The 16,057-nt window shown below is 32.1% G+C and carries 13 protein-coding genes and 3 pseudogenes; 11 read left to right on the top strand and 5 right to left on the bottom strand.

The annotated features are described in order from the left end of the window. Window positions 1–18: 18 nt before the first annotated feature. Window positions 19–570 carry a TetR/AcrR family transcriptional regulator gene (locus AOB58_RS10710; RefSeq protein WP_064783414.1) on the top strand — a complete coding sequence of 184 codons (552 nt, stop codon included), beginning with the start codon at window positions 19–21 and terminating at the stop codon, window positions 568–570. Window positions 571–643: 73 nt separating this feature from the next. Here the strand turns inward: AOB58_RS10710 and pruA are convergent, their stop codons facing one another. After that, on the bottom strand, window positions 644–2,188 hold the full coding sequence (gene pruA / locus AOB58_RS10705) for an L-glutamate gamma-semialdehyde dehydrogenase (protein ID WP_064783413.1): 1,545 nt from the start codon (window positions 2,186–2,188) through the stop codon (window positions 644–646). Window positions 2,189–2,524: 336 nt separating this feature from the next. Here pruA and AOB58_RS10700 point away from each other — a divergent pair. After that, a pseudogene (locus tag AOB58_RS10700) lies at window positions 2,525–3,594 on the top strand (acyltransferase family protein). Between the two features lie 141 nt (window positions 3,595–3,735). On the opposite strand, the gene AOB58_RS10695 reads toward AOB58_RS10700, so the two are convergent. Beyond that, window positions 3,736–4,356 (bottom strand): DUF4064 domain-containing protein, encoded by a 621-nt coding sequence (locus tag AOB58_RS10695; RefSeq protein ID WP_021339739.1) that lies wholly within the window; start codon window positions 4,354–4,356, stop codon window positions 3,736–3,738. Window positions 4,357–4,650: 294 nt separating this feature from the next. Here AOB58_RS10695 and AOB58_RS10690 point away from each other — a divergent pair. Beyond that, window positions 4,651–6,263 (top strand): annotated as a pseudogene (locus AOB58_RS10690) (BCCT family transporter). A 130-nt stretch (window positions 6,264–6,393) separates the two neighbouring features. Further along, window positions 6,394–7,179: a putative hydro-lyase gene (locus AOB58_RS10685; protein ID WP_064783412.1), complete on the top strand. Its 786-nt coding sequence runs from the start codon at window positions 6,394–6,396 to the stop codon at window positions 7,177–7,179. Between the two features lie 125 nt (window positions 7,180–7,304). On the opposite strand, the gene AOB58_RS10680 is transcribed toward AOB58_RS10685, so the two are convergent. The 3 genes and pseudogenes from AOB58_RS10680 to AOB58_RS10670 form a co-directional block, all read right to left on the bottom strand. After that, window positions 7,305–8,321 (bottom strand): PTS sugar transporter subunit IIC, encoded by a 1,017-nt coding sequence (locus AOB58_RS10680; protein ID WP_002506629.1) that lies wholly within the window; start codon window positions 8,319–8,321, stop codon window positions 7,305–7,307. 407 nt (window positions 8,322–8,728) lie between these two features. Beyond that, window positions 8,729–9,289, bottom strand: coding sequence for a sugar O-acetyltransferase (locus AOB58_RS10675; RefSeq protein ID WP_064783411.1), 561 nt, complete (start codon window positions 9,287–9,289; stop codon window positions 8,729–8,731). A 64-nt stretch (window positions 9,290–9,353) separates the two neighbouring features. Further along, window positions 9,354–10,549 (bottom strand): annotated as a pseudogene (locus AOB58_RS10670) (DUF819 family protein). A 150-nt stretch (window positions 10,550–10,699) separates the two neighbouring features. Between AOB58_RS10670 and AOB58_RS10665 the strand changes: the two are divergent. The 7 genes from AOB58_RS10665 to AOB58_RS10640 all read left to right on the top strand — a co-directional run bounded on the left by AOB58_RS10665 (window position 10,700) and on the right by AOB58_RS10640 (window position 16,006). Next, window positions 10,700–12,130, top strand: coding sequence for an SLC13 family permease (locus AOB58_RS10665; RefSeq protein ID WP_064783410.1), 1,431 nt, complete (start codon window positions 10,700–10,702; stop codon window positions 12,128–12,130). 134 nt (window positions 12,131–12,264) lie between these two features. Further along, window positions 12,265–12,471, top strand: coding sequence for a cell wall inhibition responsive protein CwrA (locus AOB58_RS10660; RefSeq protein WP_002506625.1), 207 nt, complete (start codon window positions 12,265–12,267; stop codon window positions 12,469–12,471). Window positions 12,472–12,842: 371 nt separating this feature from the next. Continuing rightward, window positions 12,843–13,025, top strand: coding sequence for a lactococcin 972 family bacteriocin (locus AOB58_RS13375; protein WP_371988346.1), 183 nt, complete (start codon window positions 12,843–12,845; stop codon window positions 13,023–13,025). Between the two features lie 83 nt (window positions 13,026–13,108). Further along, complete coding sequence (locus AOB58_RS10655; protein WP_064783409.1) at window positions 13,109–14,269, top strand: hypothetical protein; 1,161 nt, start codon at window positions 13,109–13,111, stop codon at window positions 14,267–14,269. A 185-nt stretch (window positions 14,270–14,454) separates the two neighbouring features. Continuing rightward, on the top strand, window positions 14,455–15,060 hold the full coding sequence (locus AOB58_RS10650) for a DUF1430 domain-containing protein (RefSeq protein ID WP_064783408.1): 606 nt from the start codon (window positions 14,455–14,457) through the stop codon (window positions 15,058–15,060). After that, window positions 15,060–15,371, top strand: a complete 312-nt coding sequence (locus AOB58_RS10645; RefSeq protein WP_064783407.1) for a YxeA family protein — start codon at window positions 15,060–15,062, stop codon at window positions 15,369–15,371. The genes AOB58_RS10650 and AOB58_RS10645 overlap by 1 nt, the downstream gene beginning before the upstream one ends. A 5-nt stretch (window positions 15,372–15,376) precedes the next feature. Next, window positions 15,377–16,006: an ATP-binding cassette domain-containing protein gene (locus AOB58_RS10640; RefSeq protein ID WP_064783406.1), complete on the top strand. Its 630-nt coding sequence runs from the start codon at window positions 15,377–15,379 to the stop codon at window positions 16,004–16,006. Window positions 16,007–16,057 lie beyond the last annotated feature (51 nt).

Raw genomic sequence — 16,057 nt, 5'->3', positions numbered from 1 at the left:
AAAAGGGAGAAGTGTAGAATGAATGAAAAAGATCTCCGTGTTATTAAAACAAAACGCGCGCTGTCTAAAAGTTTTTATGATCTCTTGGAAAAACATCCTTTTTCAACAATTACCGTAAACCAAATTTGCAACGAAGCTTTGGTACATCGAACAACATTTTATAAACATTTTTATGATAAATATGATTTACTTATTTATTTAATTACCTATTTAATGAAAGATTATTTTTCAATTGATTTTAAAGAACGCATTAACAATCCATTTACTATTATGGAAAAAACAATAACAGATATCGATGAACTTAACAAAGTTAAAGAAAAGCAAATAGAAGACAAAGATTTTGAACGAACGATTACAAATTATTTCATCCGTGTATTACAAAATGACATTAAAGATAATATGTCACGTATTTCTGTAGATCCGAGTGTTCCAATCGAACTGATTTTTTATGTATATGGCGCAAGTTTATTTGGCTTTATGAAGTGGATGCGCGACCACAATATTAAACGCCCGGCACACGAAATAGATGAAATCTTTCATAAAATGATTAATATCAAAGTAAAGACGTAAAACAATAAATTCACGCCAAAAAACCTCTCACTGCAAAGCAATGAGAGGCTTTTAAATTATTTTATAATTTTAATTAGAACATTTCTGAAGCGACTTTTTGTTCTAAGAAGTTTAATAGATAGTCTGGGCTACCTGTCTTAGCGTCAGTACCTGACATTTTGAAACCACCGAACGGGTGATAGCCAACAACTGCTGCAGTACATCCACGGTTAAGGTATAAGTTACCTACATCGTATTCTTCAACTGCATGAATCCAGTTTTCACGATTATTAGTAATTACAGCACCTGTTAAACCATAATCTGTATCGTTAGCAATGTCTAATAGTTCTTCAAAGTCGTTGCCTTTAACAAAGCCAACCACCGGACCAAAGATTTCTTCTTGCATGATTTGGTCTCTTGATTTTAAGTCTGAGATGATTGTAGGTTCAATAAAGTATCCAGTAGTACCATCCGTACCACCACCGAACTCTAATTTACCTTCTTTGCTACCAATTTCAATATAATTTTTAATTTTATCAAATTGTTTTTTATTAATAACTGGTCCCATGTTCGTGTTATTCTCAGTATTGCCCAATGTTAAATTCTTAGTTAATTCAACTGTTTTTTTCAATACTTCATCATATACATCTTTGTGTACGATTGCACGAGAACACGCTGAACATTTCTGTCCTGAGAAACCAAATGCAGAACTTACAATAGATTCTGCTGCTAAATCAGTGTCAATATCTTTATCAACTACGATTGCATCTTTACCACCCATTTCAGCAATAACACGTTTTAAGAACTTTTGTCCTTTTTGTACTTTTGCAGCTCTTTCAAAAATTCGAGTACCTGTAGCAAGTGAACCTGTGAAAGTTACAAAATGCGTGTGTACGCTATCTACAAGATAGTCACCGATTTCTTTTGGATCCCCTGGTACAAAGTTAACAACACCTTTTGGTAATCCAGCTTCTTCTAAAATTTCAATTAATTTATATGCAGTTAATGGTGTATCTTCTGCTGGTTTTAAAAGTACTGTGTTCCCTGCAACTACTGGCGCTAATGTCGTACCAGCCATGATTGCAAACGGGAAGTTCCATGGTGGAATTGTAACACCAGTACCAATTGGTTTATAGAAGTATTTATTATGTTCTCCTTCTCTATCCAATGTTGGTTTACCGTCTGCTAATTCCATCATTGATCTCGCATAGTATTCAATGAAATCAATACCTTCTGCTGCGTCACCTACAGCTTCATCCCATGGTTTACCTGCTTCGTAAACCATCACCGCTGAGATTTCTTCTTTACGACGTCTAATAATTGCCGATACTCTAAGTAAAAATTCAGCACGATCTTTGTGTGACCATTTCTTCCATGATTTATAAGCTTCGTTTGCAGACTCAAATGCTTTATCTACATCTGCTTGAGTTGCTTTTGAAACTTCTGCAATAACTTCAGTAGTATTGGCAGGGTTGATAGATTGATACGTATCTTTTGTGAATATTTCTTCCCCATTAATTACTAAAGGAATTTTTTGATTTAATTCACCTTTAACTTTCTTTAAAGCCTCTTTAAATGATTCTACATTTTTACTGTCTGTAAAATCGATACCTGGTTCATTCTGATAATTAACTACCATTTTTCTACCCCCATGTCAGTTTGTAAATAGAAAACACGAATGGAATTATTCCACTCTTGATTTTATTGTATATGTATCACACCACAAATGCAATCGCTTACAATCACTTTTTTTAATTAAATCGTATCTCACCTATTTCGCATTATTCCCTAAAATTTGCTATTATATTCATTGATATTTATTGTTAATATCATATAAATAGTAAATGCTAATTTAATAAAATTTATCTTAATATTTACACTGAATTCTCATTACGTATGTTATTATTTAAACTTGAATATAATCATAACAATATTTATTTTCAAAAAAAAGAACAATCGAGAGGTTAAGCTATTTATGAAAACATATACGTCTGTTATTTTTTGGATGCGTACTATAGCTTGTTTAAGTATTGTTCTCATTCATGCGATTACAACTACATTTTCCAAAATGGATTTTGTGGGCCATGGCACTGCTATTAGAATTTTTCAATTATTGCTAATGTTTAGTACGCCATTATTTGTATTCATTTCAGAATTTTTATTAGCGAAAAATTATCACGTTAAAACAAAACCTGGTTTCTTTAAAAACAAATTGATTTATTTAGGTATCCCATATATTGTGGTTAATCTAGCTATCTCATATTTCTATTTTGAACCTGAGACATTAGATGATTACTTTGGGCATGTTTCAAACACGATGTTCCATGGTGGCGCTGTGACATACTTTATTGTAATTATTTTCCAATTCTATATATTACACATTCTCTTTGCTAAATACATAATTAAATGGAAACCTATTCCTGTAATTATTGGTGCAACAATATTCGCCACATTGTATTGGGCATTTAGAGAATTTGTACCCCATCAGAAAATCCAATTTTAGGATTGTTTTGGGGAAGAGAAGGTTGGATGCTCTTTTTAGGTTGGATTAGTTATTTCTTACTTGGTTTTTATACAGGCATATACTATGAGTCCCTCATGAAGAATATTAAAAAATATACTTGGCTTATTATTTTTGGCGCAATCTTGTCAGCAGGTATATTAATTAGTAACTATTTATTTGGTGTTAGTACTTGGGTAGAATCTAAACGCTTTGATATACCATTTTATGTCACAATGGTGATCTTGCTGTTTTTCTTATTCTCATCCTATGTCAAATATGTTCCAAAATTCGTATTATTCATAAGTAACTACTCATTCTGTATATATTTAGTTCATTACTTCTTTGTGCATGATTTAGGCTTATTGAGAGCGGATAGTTCATTAAGAAACATTGCTTTCACTTTCATTCTCACAGTCACAATATCAGTTTGTCTAGCATATGTATTCAACTTATTCAAACTCGGAAAATTTATGGTAGGTGGTATTGGACACATCAATTACGACAAAGTGTATGAAAGTTATAAACACGGCAAGATGGATTAGTAAATTAACAAATTATATATCAAATACAATAATTAAAAGAGGACTAGCTGTTTTTTACAATCAGCTAGTCCTCTTTCTTTATCTTATTATTTCATAGTATCACCATTTATCATTTTACGTTCATCATGAAATACTTCGATTTTATTTATCTTTACGATCTTGGCGACGTTGATACGTGTGTTCATCAGAAGTCGATACCGCTTCGTCTTTGTCATCACTTAGTTTCTCTTGCTTTGTAAAGTCTCTATCATCAGTTTGATGTTCTGGTGCTTCATCTTTTAATTCAGTATTTCGCTCTTGATAATGATTGTCTGTATTGCTTCTATTATTTGAATTCGTAACACCTTCATAGCTCGGTTTATGCGCTTTTCTTACTAATAGTAAAATACCAGCTACTAACCACAATAATGCAGTAATCCAATTAAATGTAAATACTGTAACAATTGCAATTAATATCAGTACAACACCCGACACTTTAGGAATTTTATTAATTAATAACGCAAATATAATTGCGATAATTGTACATACGATAACTGCTCCTAAAGCTACAATAAACAAGCTACTCGCCATATCTAATAATTGAGATGGTGTCATTTGATTTGATACCTGATTAAATTCTTGACTATTGTTCATTGATTGTATGAGTGAATCTTTTACGCTCGCATCATTTAAAAATGGCGTAACGATAGCCATTAAAAATATTAAGATAAACTGTAGGATAATGCCTACCCAGGTTAATATTTTTTCCACAGTTCTTTTCATAATTTTCCTCCTCAGGAATTTACTTCTAGCTTTGTTAATGCTATACCCTCACAAATAACGTTATGCAATAATATGATTGCTCAATCTATTCTATTGTATTTAAATACTTAAAACAAACGAATTTAGTCCAATGAGTAACAAAATAATAATAAGGGTATGTAATTATAATCTAAATAAACAAAGGAATGATTAAATAGCGTTATGAATAATAAGCATAAGAGAAAAACAAAAAATCGTAATTTGGTCTACATTATTTCAGTAGCTATCATTTTACTCATCACTTTAGTTGCTGGTATTTTCCCAAAGGGGTTTGGAACATACGCACAACAAGTTTATGACTACATATCAAATTCTTTCGGATGGTTATTCTTAGTTATTATTTTTATTTTAGATATCTTTTTAATCGCGTTAGCTGTATCTCGTTATGGACGCTTTAAATTAGGTAGAGATGATGAAGAGCCTGAGTTTTCTATGCATTCTTGGATTGGAATGCTATTTTCAGCAGGCTTAGGTGTAGGGATTGTCTTTTGGGGTGTGGCTGAACCATTAAGTCATTATTTACATTCTCCCTTCCCAGGCACAGTCGCAGATGAGTCGGCAGAATCTGCAAGAGTCGCAATGGGCTATACATTTTTCCACTGGGGTATTTCACAATGGTCTATATTTGCAATTGCCGGTCTTACTGTCGCTTATTTCCAATTCAGAAAAAATCGTGACGGGCTAATTTCAACAGCGATGGAGCCTGTATTTGGCGAAGCATATAAGCGCCCTTACAGAAACATCATCGATATTTTAGCTATTATTGCGACAGTGATGGGTATCGCAACTTCAATTGGATTAGGTATTATGCAAATTAGCGGTGGGTTAGAACATGTCTTTAATATACCTAATAATAATATTACTAAAATCACAATTACTGTATTAATGGTAGCTATTTTCTTAACTTCTGCAGCAACTGGTTTAAATAGAGGTGTCAAATGGCTAAGTAATATTAATATAGGATTAGGTGCCTTGCTTCTTATCTTTATGTTCATTTTTGGTGATTTAAAATTCATTTTCGAATCTTACACTTTAGCAATTGGTGATTATTTACGCCATTTTATTGAATATAGTTTACGTATTAGTCCATATACCGGAGACAATGGCTGGATTCAACAATGGACAGTCTTTTATTGGGCATGGGTGATTTCATGGTCTCCATTTATAGGTGGTTTCGTTGCGCGGGTTTCACGTGGACGTACGATAAGAGAATTCATCGTTGGCGTACTCATTATTCCACCGCTAATTTCATTTACTTGGATTGCTGGTTTTGGGGTACAGCAGTTAAAATTGCACTCAAAGAGAATGATAATATTGCTAACGTTGTTGATCAAGACTACACCGTAGCGTTATTTGAATTGTTATCTAAATTCCCTCTTGCTGACATTACGAGTGCTTTAGCAATTGCACTGATATTTATATTTATTGTCACAAGTGCTGATTCAACAACACATATTGTCTCAGGCATGGCAACAGGTGGCATAGCAAATCCTAAGACGAAGCACAAAATCATTTGGGGTATTTTAATTGGTGCAATTTCAGTATCTATGACAATTGCTGGTGGCTTAACAAGTTTACAAACCGCTTCTGTTGTCACAGGGCTTCCGTTCTCTATTATCTTGCTATTAATGATTGTGTCATTAATGCGTGCATTGCGTAGAGAACCAACGAAACATTTTAAAATGACACATATAGATGATGATAAAGATTATTCAATTCCACTTGAGCAACGTGAAGATGATGATACTAATGATTCAAAAGACGATTCAGCAAATGATAAGCAAAGCACAACTCATGATGAAAAAGAAGCTGAATTAAACAAACAATATAGAAATAATAAAAAAGACGAAAATAATAACGACAAATAAAATGATTCACCCCTCCTATTCTCTAGCTAATGGAGGGGCATTTTTATAAACTTGTAATATACATATATTTAACTGTTATGACTTATTTTTGCTAAACTAACGATAAGTTTTAAATTAAGGGGATGGTTTTATGAATTTAGATAATATACAGCCACATAAACTAAGAGAAATGATTAGTAATGGAGAACTTACTGATCCTACCAGTGGTATGGCTAAAGGATACGTACAAGCCAATGTCGTTATTCTACCTTCAAGCTACGCATATGATTTTTTAAGGTTTTGTTTTAGCAATCCTAAAACATGTCCACTTTTAGATGTATCCGAAAAAGGTTCTACTACCTTTCCTTTCTACGGTAAACAAGCAGATATTAGCACAGAGGTGGCAGAATATCGTGTCTATCGTTATGGCGAGCTTGTTGAATCACCAACAAATGTCTCGCATCTATTTAATGGTGATATGGTCAGCTTTTTAATCGGTTGTAGTTTTACCTTTGAACATGCCTTATTAGAAGCCGACATTCCGATTCGACATATTGAAGAAGATCACAATGTACCTATGTTCATCACTGATATACCCGCAGAACCAAGTGGCGAATTTGCAGGTAATATCACAGTAAGTATGCGCCCGATGACAATGCAGCAAGCCATTAAAGCAACTGAAATTACTACACACTTTAAAAATATGCATGGGACACCGCTACATATTGGTGATCCATCTAAAATAGGTATTGATAATATTACAAGACCTGATTTTGGAGAACCTGCCACAATAAAGGAAAATGAAGTTCCTGTCTTTTGGGGATGTGGTGTGACCCCACAATCTATCGCTCTAGATGCCAAGCCAGAATTAATGATTACCCATGCACCAGGACATATGTTTATTACAGATATACTTAATAGTCAAATTGGTGATTAATAACTAGTTATCTATTACTGTTTCAAATATCTCAAAAAATAAAAGGAGGTTTAGATTTCATTTGAAAAATCTAAACCTCCTTTTTTATTCAAGATTTTATACTACAACGCATTACAACGTATGTTTTAACGGGATTCTATATCCTCTTGCGTTACAATTGGATAATTTTTGAAAAGTTTAGAACATACATAGCCTACAATTAGACCAATAACAGCGATAATTGCGCCATAAATGAAAATTTTCAATGGATCATTAAATCCAAACATGACTAAGAAACCAGCTAGTGGGGTTGCCGTACCAGTTGCATCATTTATCATTCCAGATGAAGCGATAACCGCTCCCGCTAATGCACCACCTATAAAATTCGCAGTATATATTGGAACAGGATTTGCCGACACAATATCTGCTTGAGATAATGGTTCAATACAAACAGCAATTCTAGATTTACGATCGCCTAATTTCAATTTATTAAACATTGTGCCATTAATAAATGAAGAAGAGAAAGAAACCATAGCAGCAATTGCCATTGGCATACCAGTTAGACCAAGTAATGCCGTTAAAGCCATAGAGCTTAATGGCGCTGTTCCTACTACTGTAATAACACCACCAAGAATAATCCCCATAATAATTGGGTTTATTTCTGTAGAACTTTGAATGATGTCACCTATTTTTAATAGTGAATTGTTAACTAACGGGGTAATACCCGTCGCAACTAATCTTGCTAAAGGTGCAATAATTAAAATACCTACGATCAAATCTATACCATCTGGTACTTTTCTTTCCGCGTATTTCATTAAATAACCAACAACATAGCCAGCGACGAAACCAGGTATTAAATCTAGTCCTCCACATGAGGCAGCTATAACTAAAGCATATACAGGTGAAACACCAATAGCTAATGCTACAAGTCCAGCTGCAGCTACACCACCAAGACCTCCAGCAGCATCGCCCAGTTCACCTAAAAATTTAATACCTAATAGGTCGCCACCTACGTATTTATGAAATGCTTCAACTAAGAATGTTGCAATTGCAGCATTTGCTAAAGCACCCATCGCACGCATACCCATAGGTGCTCGATATGTAAACAGTGTAAATAATGCTAACACTACAACTAAAAACAAAGTTCCAATTAATATATCCATCTTTGAAATGCCTCTTTCCTTTTCTTGAAGTAGTTATGTTTTTGTGTGGACATAATTGTTTCAATTCTAACTATAAGCAGATTTATCGATTCCTTTCTAAAAATCAGATTCATCTATCTTATATATATTCATCTACAATTATATTACTTACCTTTTCACTCACATTTTTATATCTTAACACATTTCACTATTATATTCCGAACAATTTTATTATTTTAAATTTAAGCTCCGCGGAATATTTTTCTACATTGTTTTAATTTGTTTTTTAATATTACACGATTTAATGATAATGACTATTGTAGATTATTTTTATATTTCATGATTATTTACACTATGTACAATAAAAAAATGGTGGTAATATCCATTACGTAATGAATGTTACCACCGCTTTTTCTGTTAAATATTTATTAATTATCTATTTTATTTATAGGTTTAGCTGGTGTTCCGACTGCTAGTACATTTTCCGGAATATCCTTCGCCACAACACTACCTGCCCCAATGACTGCTCCATCACCGATTTGAACACCCGGCAACACAATAACGTTAGCACCTAACCACACGTTATTTCCTATGTTAATAGGTAATGCTTGTTCTAACCCTATATTTCTCTGTTGATATTGAAGAGGATGAACAGCTGTATAAAGTCCACATTTCGGACCTATAAAAACATTATCTCCAATAAAAATCTTTCCGCCATCCATAAAATAACAATCATGATTTACAAATACATTATTTCCTAAAAAAACATTGTAGCCATAATCTACTTGGAATGGGCTTAATATTTCTAAATTATCTGGCTTATCATTGAGTAAGTCAGTTAAAATTGCATTGCGTTTTTCTGAATTGCTCGGCTTTGTTTGGTTTAATTCAAAGCAAAGATCTTTCGCTTTATTCCTTTCAACATCCAAAGCTTCATCAAAGTTAGCATCATACCATTCACCTGCTAACATCTTTTCTTTTTCGTTCATACATATATCCCTCCATCATTAAGTTCCGTCAAATATACATACATATTCTAACACCTTTTACAATTTATCCTAGATGAATAAATAATTGATACATCATTGTTCCAGCATAATTTCCTATTACATAACCTAATGTACCAATAATAAGTATCGGGCCCACTAAACCTGACCAGCCTTTTCCAATAGCTAATGCTGCTGCAGTAGTAGGCCCTCCCGCAGTTGCATTACTTGCTAACAATATTTCTTCAATTTTAAATTTAAAGAGCTTACCTAAAATAAGACTTAAACCTAAATTGAAAATCAAAATAATAATGACAAAAACAAATAACAACGGTGCAGTTGTAATAATTGTAGCAAATGAAGCCGGCGTGCCAATGACTACAAAGAATATATAAATAAGGAAAGTGCCAATTTCTGATGCACCTGCTAACTTCTCAAAGAAATCTCCCCAGATAGCAACAACTATTAATGTCAGTGTTGTTAACAATAAATAAGAATCACCAAAGAAAGATACAATGATTGTTAATATGAGATTACTTTTAGGTACCCATAGTTGTATCAATTCTGCTATTTTGAAACTAATCGCTACAAGTGCAATGGCACTTGCCATTGAAAATGCAATATCTAATAATTGAATTTTTTTTGGTTGCCAAAATGACTGTTGTGTCTCAGGTGTCGTTTCGGCTTTATAATTAGTAGTAAAATATTTTTTATCCAAGGCATTGATGGAATGGCTATAAGTAATATAAAATACAGTGCCATAACACTGTTATCAGCAACTACTGTCGAAGAAACCATGTCTCCAGGTGTTTGGAATTTAGAACTTAAAGCTGCAAAATTCATGCCACCACCAATATAGCTTCCAGTCATCATGGCGCCTATTTTAGACAGGTAAGGTATCCATTGATTTAAAGTAAGAAATGCGACCACTGTACCTATCATTGTCCCTACCGAAGCAATCATAAAAATGAATAATAATCGTCTACTTTCTTTCCATATCTTTAAAATGTTTGAACTAAATAATAATAATGGAATAGAAAGTGGCACGATAAAATCCCATACCGTATCATACACCGGTGAACTCGTTGGTATCACTTTAAAGTTTGATAAGAGCATTGCCCCCACTAGCGCTATAATAGCTCCCGAAATTGTACTTGCCCACTTGTATCGCTGTTCTAGGAATAAACTTATTGTTGCCCAAACTATAATAATTGCCCATAACATCCACGTGTCATCTTTAGCTATAAGTGCACCTAATACCATGAACATTCCCCCTTTGTAATAAATTTTTATTCTAAGATATTAAATACAGTTTACCAGTATTTTTCATTAATTTTTATAATTTTCTGAAAAATACATTGTTTTGCTCTTTTTAAATTGATATTCTTGCAACTATAGACAATAACAAGGGGGATTTTTGCAAATGAAAGAAAAATCGGTTTAATCTTAGGGCCATCACTCTTCATCATTTTTTATTTTATACCCAGTATTACAGGTTTAGCGGATGAACCACGTGCTGTTCTTGCAGTCACACTTTTTGTGGCTACATGGTGGATTACAGAAGCAATTCCTATACCTGCTACGTCACTCATTCCATTGATATTACTACCTTTGAGTGGCGGGACAAATGAACAAGTAGCTGCGAGTGCTTATGCTGATCCAATCGTCTTTATGTATATGGGCGGCTTTATTATCGCACTGGCCATTGAAAAATGGAATTTACATAAACGCATTGCTATGACCATCATTTCTTTGATGGGTTCAAATAGTAATCGTATTATTTTAGGTACGATGATTGCAACTGCATTTATTTCAATGTGGATTTCAAATGCAGCAACCGCACTTATGATGTTGCCAATTGCATTAGCATTAATAAAAGAAATTAAAGATGCACAATTCCTCAAACCAGAATCAGCCCACAAATTCGGGAAAGCATTATTATTAACTGTCGCTTATTCAGCATCTATCGGTGGCTTAGCAACGCTTATTGGTTCAGTACCAAATGCGGTTTTCGCAGCCATCGCTTCTTCTAGTTTAAATAGAGAAGTGTCCTTTGCACAATGGATGTTATTTGCCTTACCGTTGACAATTATTTTGTTAATCATTTTATACTTGTTAATGACAAAATGGTTATTTAAAATTGAAGACTCCGATAAAATATCTTCAGATTTTGCAAAGAAAGCTTTACATGATTTAGGTCCGATGAGTTTAGAAGAAAAGTTAACAGGTATTGTCTTCCTTTTCGTTAGTATCTTGTGGATTGGTGGCGGTCTCTTGCCTGCTTCTTTAAATTTATCAGATACAGTTATCGCAATGTTAGGTGCTGTATTGCTCTTCCTTATTCCTGCAAAATCTTCTAACGGTGCATTACTCGTATGGAATGATATGAGTAGACTACCATGGGGTATATTGCTATTATTCGGCGGTGGCTTATCCTTAGCTGCTGCATTTGAAGATTCAGGACTGACAAAATGGTTTGGTGGCATGCTAGGTTTCGTCGAACCACTACCATTAATCCTTGTCGTTATCGTATTATCGACGTCTATTTTATTCTTAACAGAAGTGATGTCTAATACGGCAGTTTCTAATATGTTAATGCCAATCAGTATTGGTTTAGCCGCAGCAATTAGCCAAGATCCATTTATTATTATGGGAATTGTCGCAGTATCCTCAACGTGTGCATTTATGTTGCCAATTTCAACACCACCAAATGCTGCGGTATTTAGTTCTGATGAATTAGAAATGCAAGATATGGTTAAAGCTGGATTTATTTTAAACATGTGTGCAATTGTGGTAATATCACTATTCGTATATTTATGGTTACCTATTGTATTTGGTTTATAAAAAGAAAGTTCTTAATAGTTTGTATCGTTAGGATACAACTAAGGTATGATATAATTTCGATACTAGGGACGCATGTCACAAAGTACAAAACGGTATAGAATAAGAGTATAAACTTATAGAAGGAGTCATTTATTATGAAGACAATCATTAAAGGGGCTATTGCAGTATTACTGATATTAGGCGTAGTTAAAACATTCCAGGACCATGACGTGCAAGCAGAAGCAGTTAATTATTATAACCAAGCTAAAAATGGTGAACTACTTCAAAGTATAGAAAGTGTGAATTTCGATTCATTAAAGCACTTACAATTCGATGATCTTATCCCTTCTGATTTCTTTTAAAGTTTATCAACTTTCTTCTAGATAATTACAGAATAAACGTCATCTGATATGCTAGGTGTCAACCTTGTCTCAATTTCGTATCGATACTGTAATTGTCGTACCTTATTAACATAGATTTCAACAAATAGGTTTGCCAAGACAACCTTCAGACAAATAAATTACGAGCATCTCCTAATATTTAAAGGAGATGCTCTTTTTTATGAAAAAATATAAATTTTTAAAGGGTAAGTGAAAAAAATCATAATGAGATATTTTAATGAAAATTATATAATAATATAAATTAATACCAAAGGAGGCTATGCAAATGAAAAAGACTATTATAAGTGTTTTATTGTATTTAGCAATAGTATTAGGCTCTGGAACAATAGCAAATGCAGCAACTATCTATAGGTGGAATTTGGAATTATGGAGTAGGAAGCAAATATGTTTGGTCATATTACAGTAATAATTATAAAGCACATGGCTCTACAGCAGTGGGTAAATATAAATCCTATAGTGGAAAACGAGAGCAGGTATCCAAGCTAGAGCATCTGCCCCAAAATCATTCTTCGTAAATAGAACATATTACAACGTTTACTAATAATAGCTGGGAAATGAATACAATTTGTATTCATTTCCTTAATTGATGAGGTACTGTATGAAAATAATAAAATTAACCTTAGATATCATAACGCTTGGTATCATTACTATATTAGTCCTAGTGTTCACATTAAGAGAAGAGCAAGAATTATTACCTGGTAGTCATACCATATTAAACATTTCTGCTTGGGATTATAGTCACAATAAGCAAGAAATTTATGAAACAATTGAATCGATTTCCCAAAAAGAAAATATCACAATCTATAAATCTATCTCAAATACAAATCAAAATACAGACAAATATATATACTCGTTTAACGAAGAAAAACCAAAATTTCAAAATCATATTAGGTATAAATATATCAACTACGACACCCTTCTGAGTAAAGATGTCCGAGGGAATTATTTTGTAATGGGAGATTCATTTGATTCTCATAATATTAAACAACTACTACAGAAAAAAGGTGTAGAATCAGAAATAGTTAGTTTAAATAAATTCGTTTTATTTTTATCTGTCATAAATGATAAGGGGCTCCTATTCCCTATGACTTCAATATTAATACTTCATGTTTTTTATTTTTTACAAATAGCCAATATAAAATTTAAAGAATATGGTATTAAAAAATTACATGGTTATTCAATTTCAAAAATAATATCTGAAGATATGCTTAAGAAATGTTTATACTACACTTCCTTATTAAGTGTCTTTTTAATTTCTATAATAATTTTGTCACTAGTATTGGACATTTCAGACAATAATTTTATTTTTATAGTGCGTGTTTTCTTAGGTGTAATCATTTTATTCAGTATACTTTTTCTAATTTCACTTTGCTCTTATACACTATTTATAAAAACAGATATACCATTAATTATCAAAGGCAAAAAACCCTACACTTTATTACGAATGATAACTGTATCGTTCAAGATAATTATTCTATTTGTCTTAGTAATTTTGTTAGTACAAAATTTAAGTTCATATCATGAATTGAAAAAGATTAAAGAAACTGAAAAATACTGGACAAAGTTAGATGATTATTACGTCATTGAAGTTGCACCACTTAAGTACACTCATTCAGAAGAAAATGATATATCCAAAAAATCTCATAAATTAATCTCAAATACTGAAGCACAACGTGAATCATTACTTATTAGACACAATAATTTATATCATCCCCAACCTACGAATTACACGCCTGAAAATGGTAACGTTATTTTTTAAATAGCAATTTCATAGATTTTTATAATAGTGCATTTAAAACACAATTTGAACTGTCCGATTCTAAAAATACAATAGACTTATTATTACCACCTAAAGCGCATATCTTTCAACAAGCAATTAAAAAAGATTTCAAAGATTGGATTAACTTTCAACGGGATAATGATAATCAAATTAAAGAAATTAACATGAAACAAACAAATGACAACTTTGAAATATATACTTTTGATACCAGATCTAGTTTAAAAAATAACTTTAGTAAAAATCCTCTAGTTGTATTAATAGATACAACAGACCTAGGAAATAACTTTTATTATTCATCGGTCACACAAGGTAGTTACTTGTTTAAAGATTATGAAAATACCAATAAATATTTGAAGGAATATGGATTAGAAGATGTTGTAAGTGGTGTTACAAATTATAAAGACATAGTATTGAAGGATTTTGAAGATCTTAATCTTAAAATCCTTATTGTATCTATTTCAATACTTTTGTCTTTTATCACATTGGTTTTAACAATAATTTTTGATATCCAACAATACTTTGAAAAAAATATGAAATTTTTAATGATAAGAAAAATACATGGTTTCAATTTAATTAAAAATAATAGTAAATACTTACTATTGAGTAATGGATTAGTCATTTTAGTTGGCGTTATATCTATAACAGTTATGAAGAATAGTGCAATCCTCCTTTTATTTATCTTTATTATAATTATTCAAATTTTAATACAAAGTATATATATAAATAAGTTAGAAAAAAATAACTTAATTAACTTAAAGGAGCTAGAATAATGAGTAAAAAATTAATTATCGTTATTACTGTTATCATACTACTTGCTGTTACTACATTTTTAACAAATGATAACTTTGATAGATTTAATCCCTTTCTACAAGAAGAAAAATCGTATGCCATAGTTAAACAACACACACAGCAATATAACGATGTCACAGCGTATTCCAAGAATGGGGAAAAACTGAACTATAAATTAACATTCGGTGGTTATGATCCAAGTAAAAAGTTTGTAGAAATCATTCATAAAGGTACATATGTGAAAGAAATACACTATATTGAGAAACAAGAACTCCCCAAAAATATCAGGTGATGATAATGATAAAAATACAAGGATTAACGATTACAAAAGAAGGAAATACTATATTTAAAAATTTAAATTACTCATTTAAAAATGGTAACTCGTATGCATTAATGGGGTATAGCGGTTCCGGTAAATCTACATTATTAAATAGTATTGCTGGATTTGAAAAAATAGATTCAGGTAATATATATCTTAATGGAAAAAAATTAATTGCTGATAACCATTTCTATAAAACACAATTAGGTTATCTATTTCAAAACTATGGATTAATAGACAATTTGTCAGTTGATGAAAATTTAGACATTGGACTAGCGTTCCCAAAACAGTCGAAGGCAGAAAAACGAAAACGTAAAAATATATTATTAACAGAATTAAATGTAAATGTTGATTTAAAGCGTAAAATATCAACATTAAGCGGTGGAGAACAACAACGCATCGCTTTAAACAGATTATTGTTAAAAAACCCTAATATTATACTAGCCGATGAACCAACAGGATCATTAGATAGAACAAATGGAGAAAAAATCCTAGATAAGTTATTAGCATGTTTAAATGACAATAAAATTATCATAATAGCAACACATGACACTGACGTTGCTAAAAAGTGCAATGTTGTAGTAAACATGGAAGATTTAAATTGTTAGTTCTTCAACAATCTCGATTCATTTTAAAGATAGACAAAAGCAGCAAGACCC

The organism is Staphylococcus sp. AntiMn-1, from assembly GCF_001663395.1.
Classification (GTDB): Bacteria; Bacillota; Bacilli; order Staphylococcales; family Staphylococcaceae; genus Staphylococcus; species Staphylococcus equorum.
This window is presented reverse-complemented; position numbering and strand designations above follow the sequence as displayed.

Coding starts and splice junctions, on each gene's coding strand:
- AOB58_RS10710 (WP_064783414.1), top strand. CDS start 19: ATGAATGAAAAAGATCTCCGTGTTATTAAAACAAAACGCGCGCTGTCT.
- pruA (WP_064783413.1), bottom strand. CDS start 2,188: ATGGTAGTTAATTATCAGAATGAACCAGGTATCGATTTTACAGACAGT.
- AOB58_RS10695 (WP_021339739.1), bottom strand. CDS start 4,356: ATGAAAAGAACTGTGGAAAAAATATTAACCTGGGTAGGCATTATCCTA.
- AOB58_RS10685 (WP_064783412.1), top strand. CDS start 6,394: ATGAATTTAGATAATATACAGCCACATAAACTAAGAGAAATGATTAGT.
- AOB58_RS10680 (WP_002506629.1), bottom strand. CDS start 8,321: ATGGATATATTAATTGGAACTTTGTTTTTAGTTGTAGTGTTAGCATTA.
- AOB58_RS10675 (WP_064783411.1), bottom strand. CDS start 9,289: ATGAACGAAAAAGAAAAGATGTTAGCAGGTGAATGGTATGATGCTAAC.
- AOB58_RS10660 (WP_002506625.1), top strand. CDS start 12,265: ATGAAGACAATCATTAAAGGGGCTATTGCAGTATTACTGATATTAGGC.
- AOB58_RS13375 (WP_371988346.1), top strand. CDS start 12,843: ATGCAGCAACTATCTATAGGTGGAATTTGGAATTATGGAGTAGGAAGC.
- AOB58_RS10655 (WP_064783409.1), top strand. CDS start 13,109: ATGAAAATAATAAAATTAACCTTAGATATCATAACGCTTGGTATCATT.
- AOB58_RS10650 (WP_064783408.1), top strand. CDS start 14,455: ATGAAACAAACAAATGACAACTTTGAAATATATACTTTTGATACCAGA.
- AOB58_RS10645 (WP_064783407.1), top strand. CDS start 15,060: ATGAGTAAAAAATTAATTATCGTTATTACTGTTATCATACTACTTGCT.
- AOB58_RS10640 (WP_064783406.1), top strand. CDS start 15,377: ATGATAAAAATACAAGGATTAACGATTACAAAAGAAGGAAATACTATA.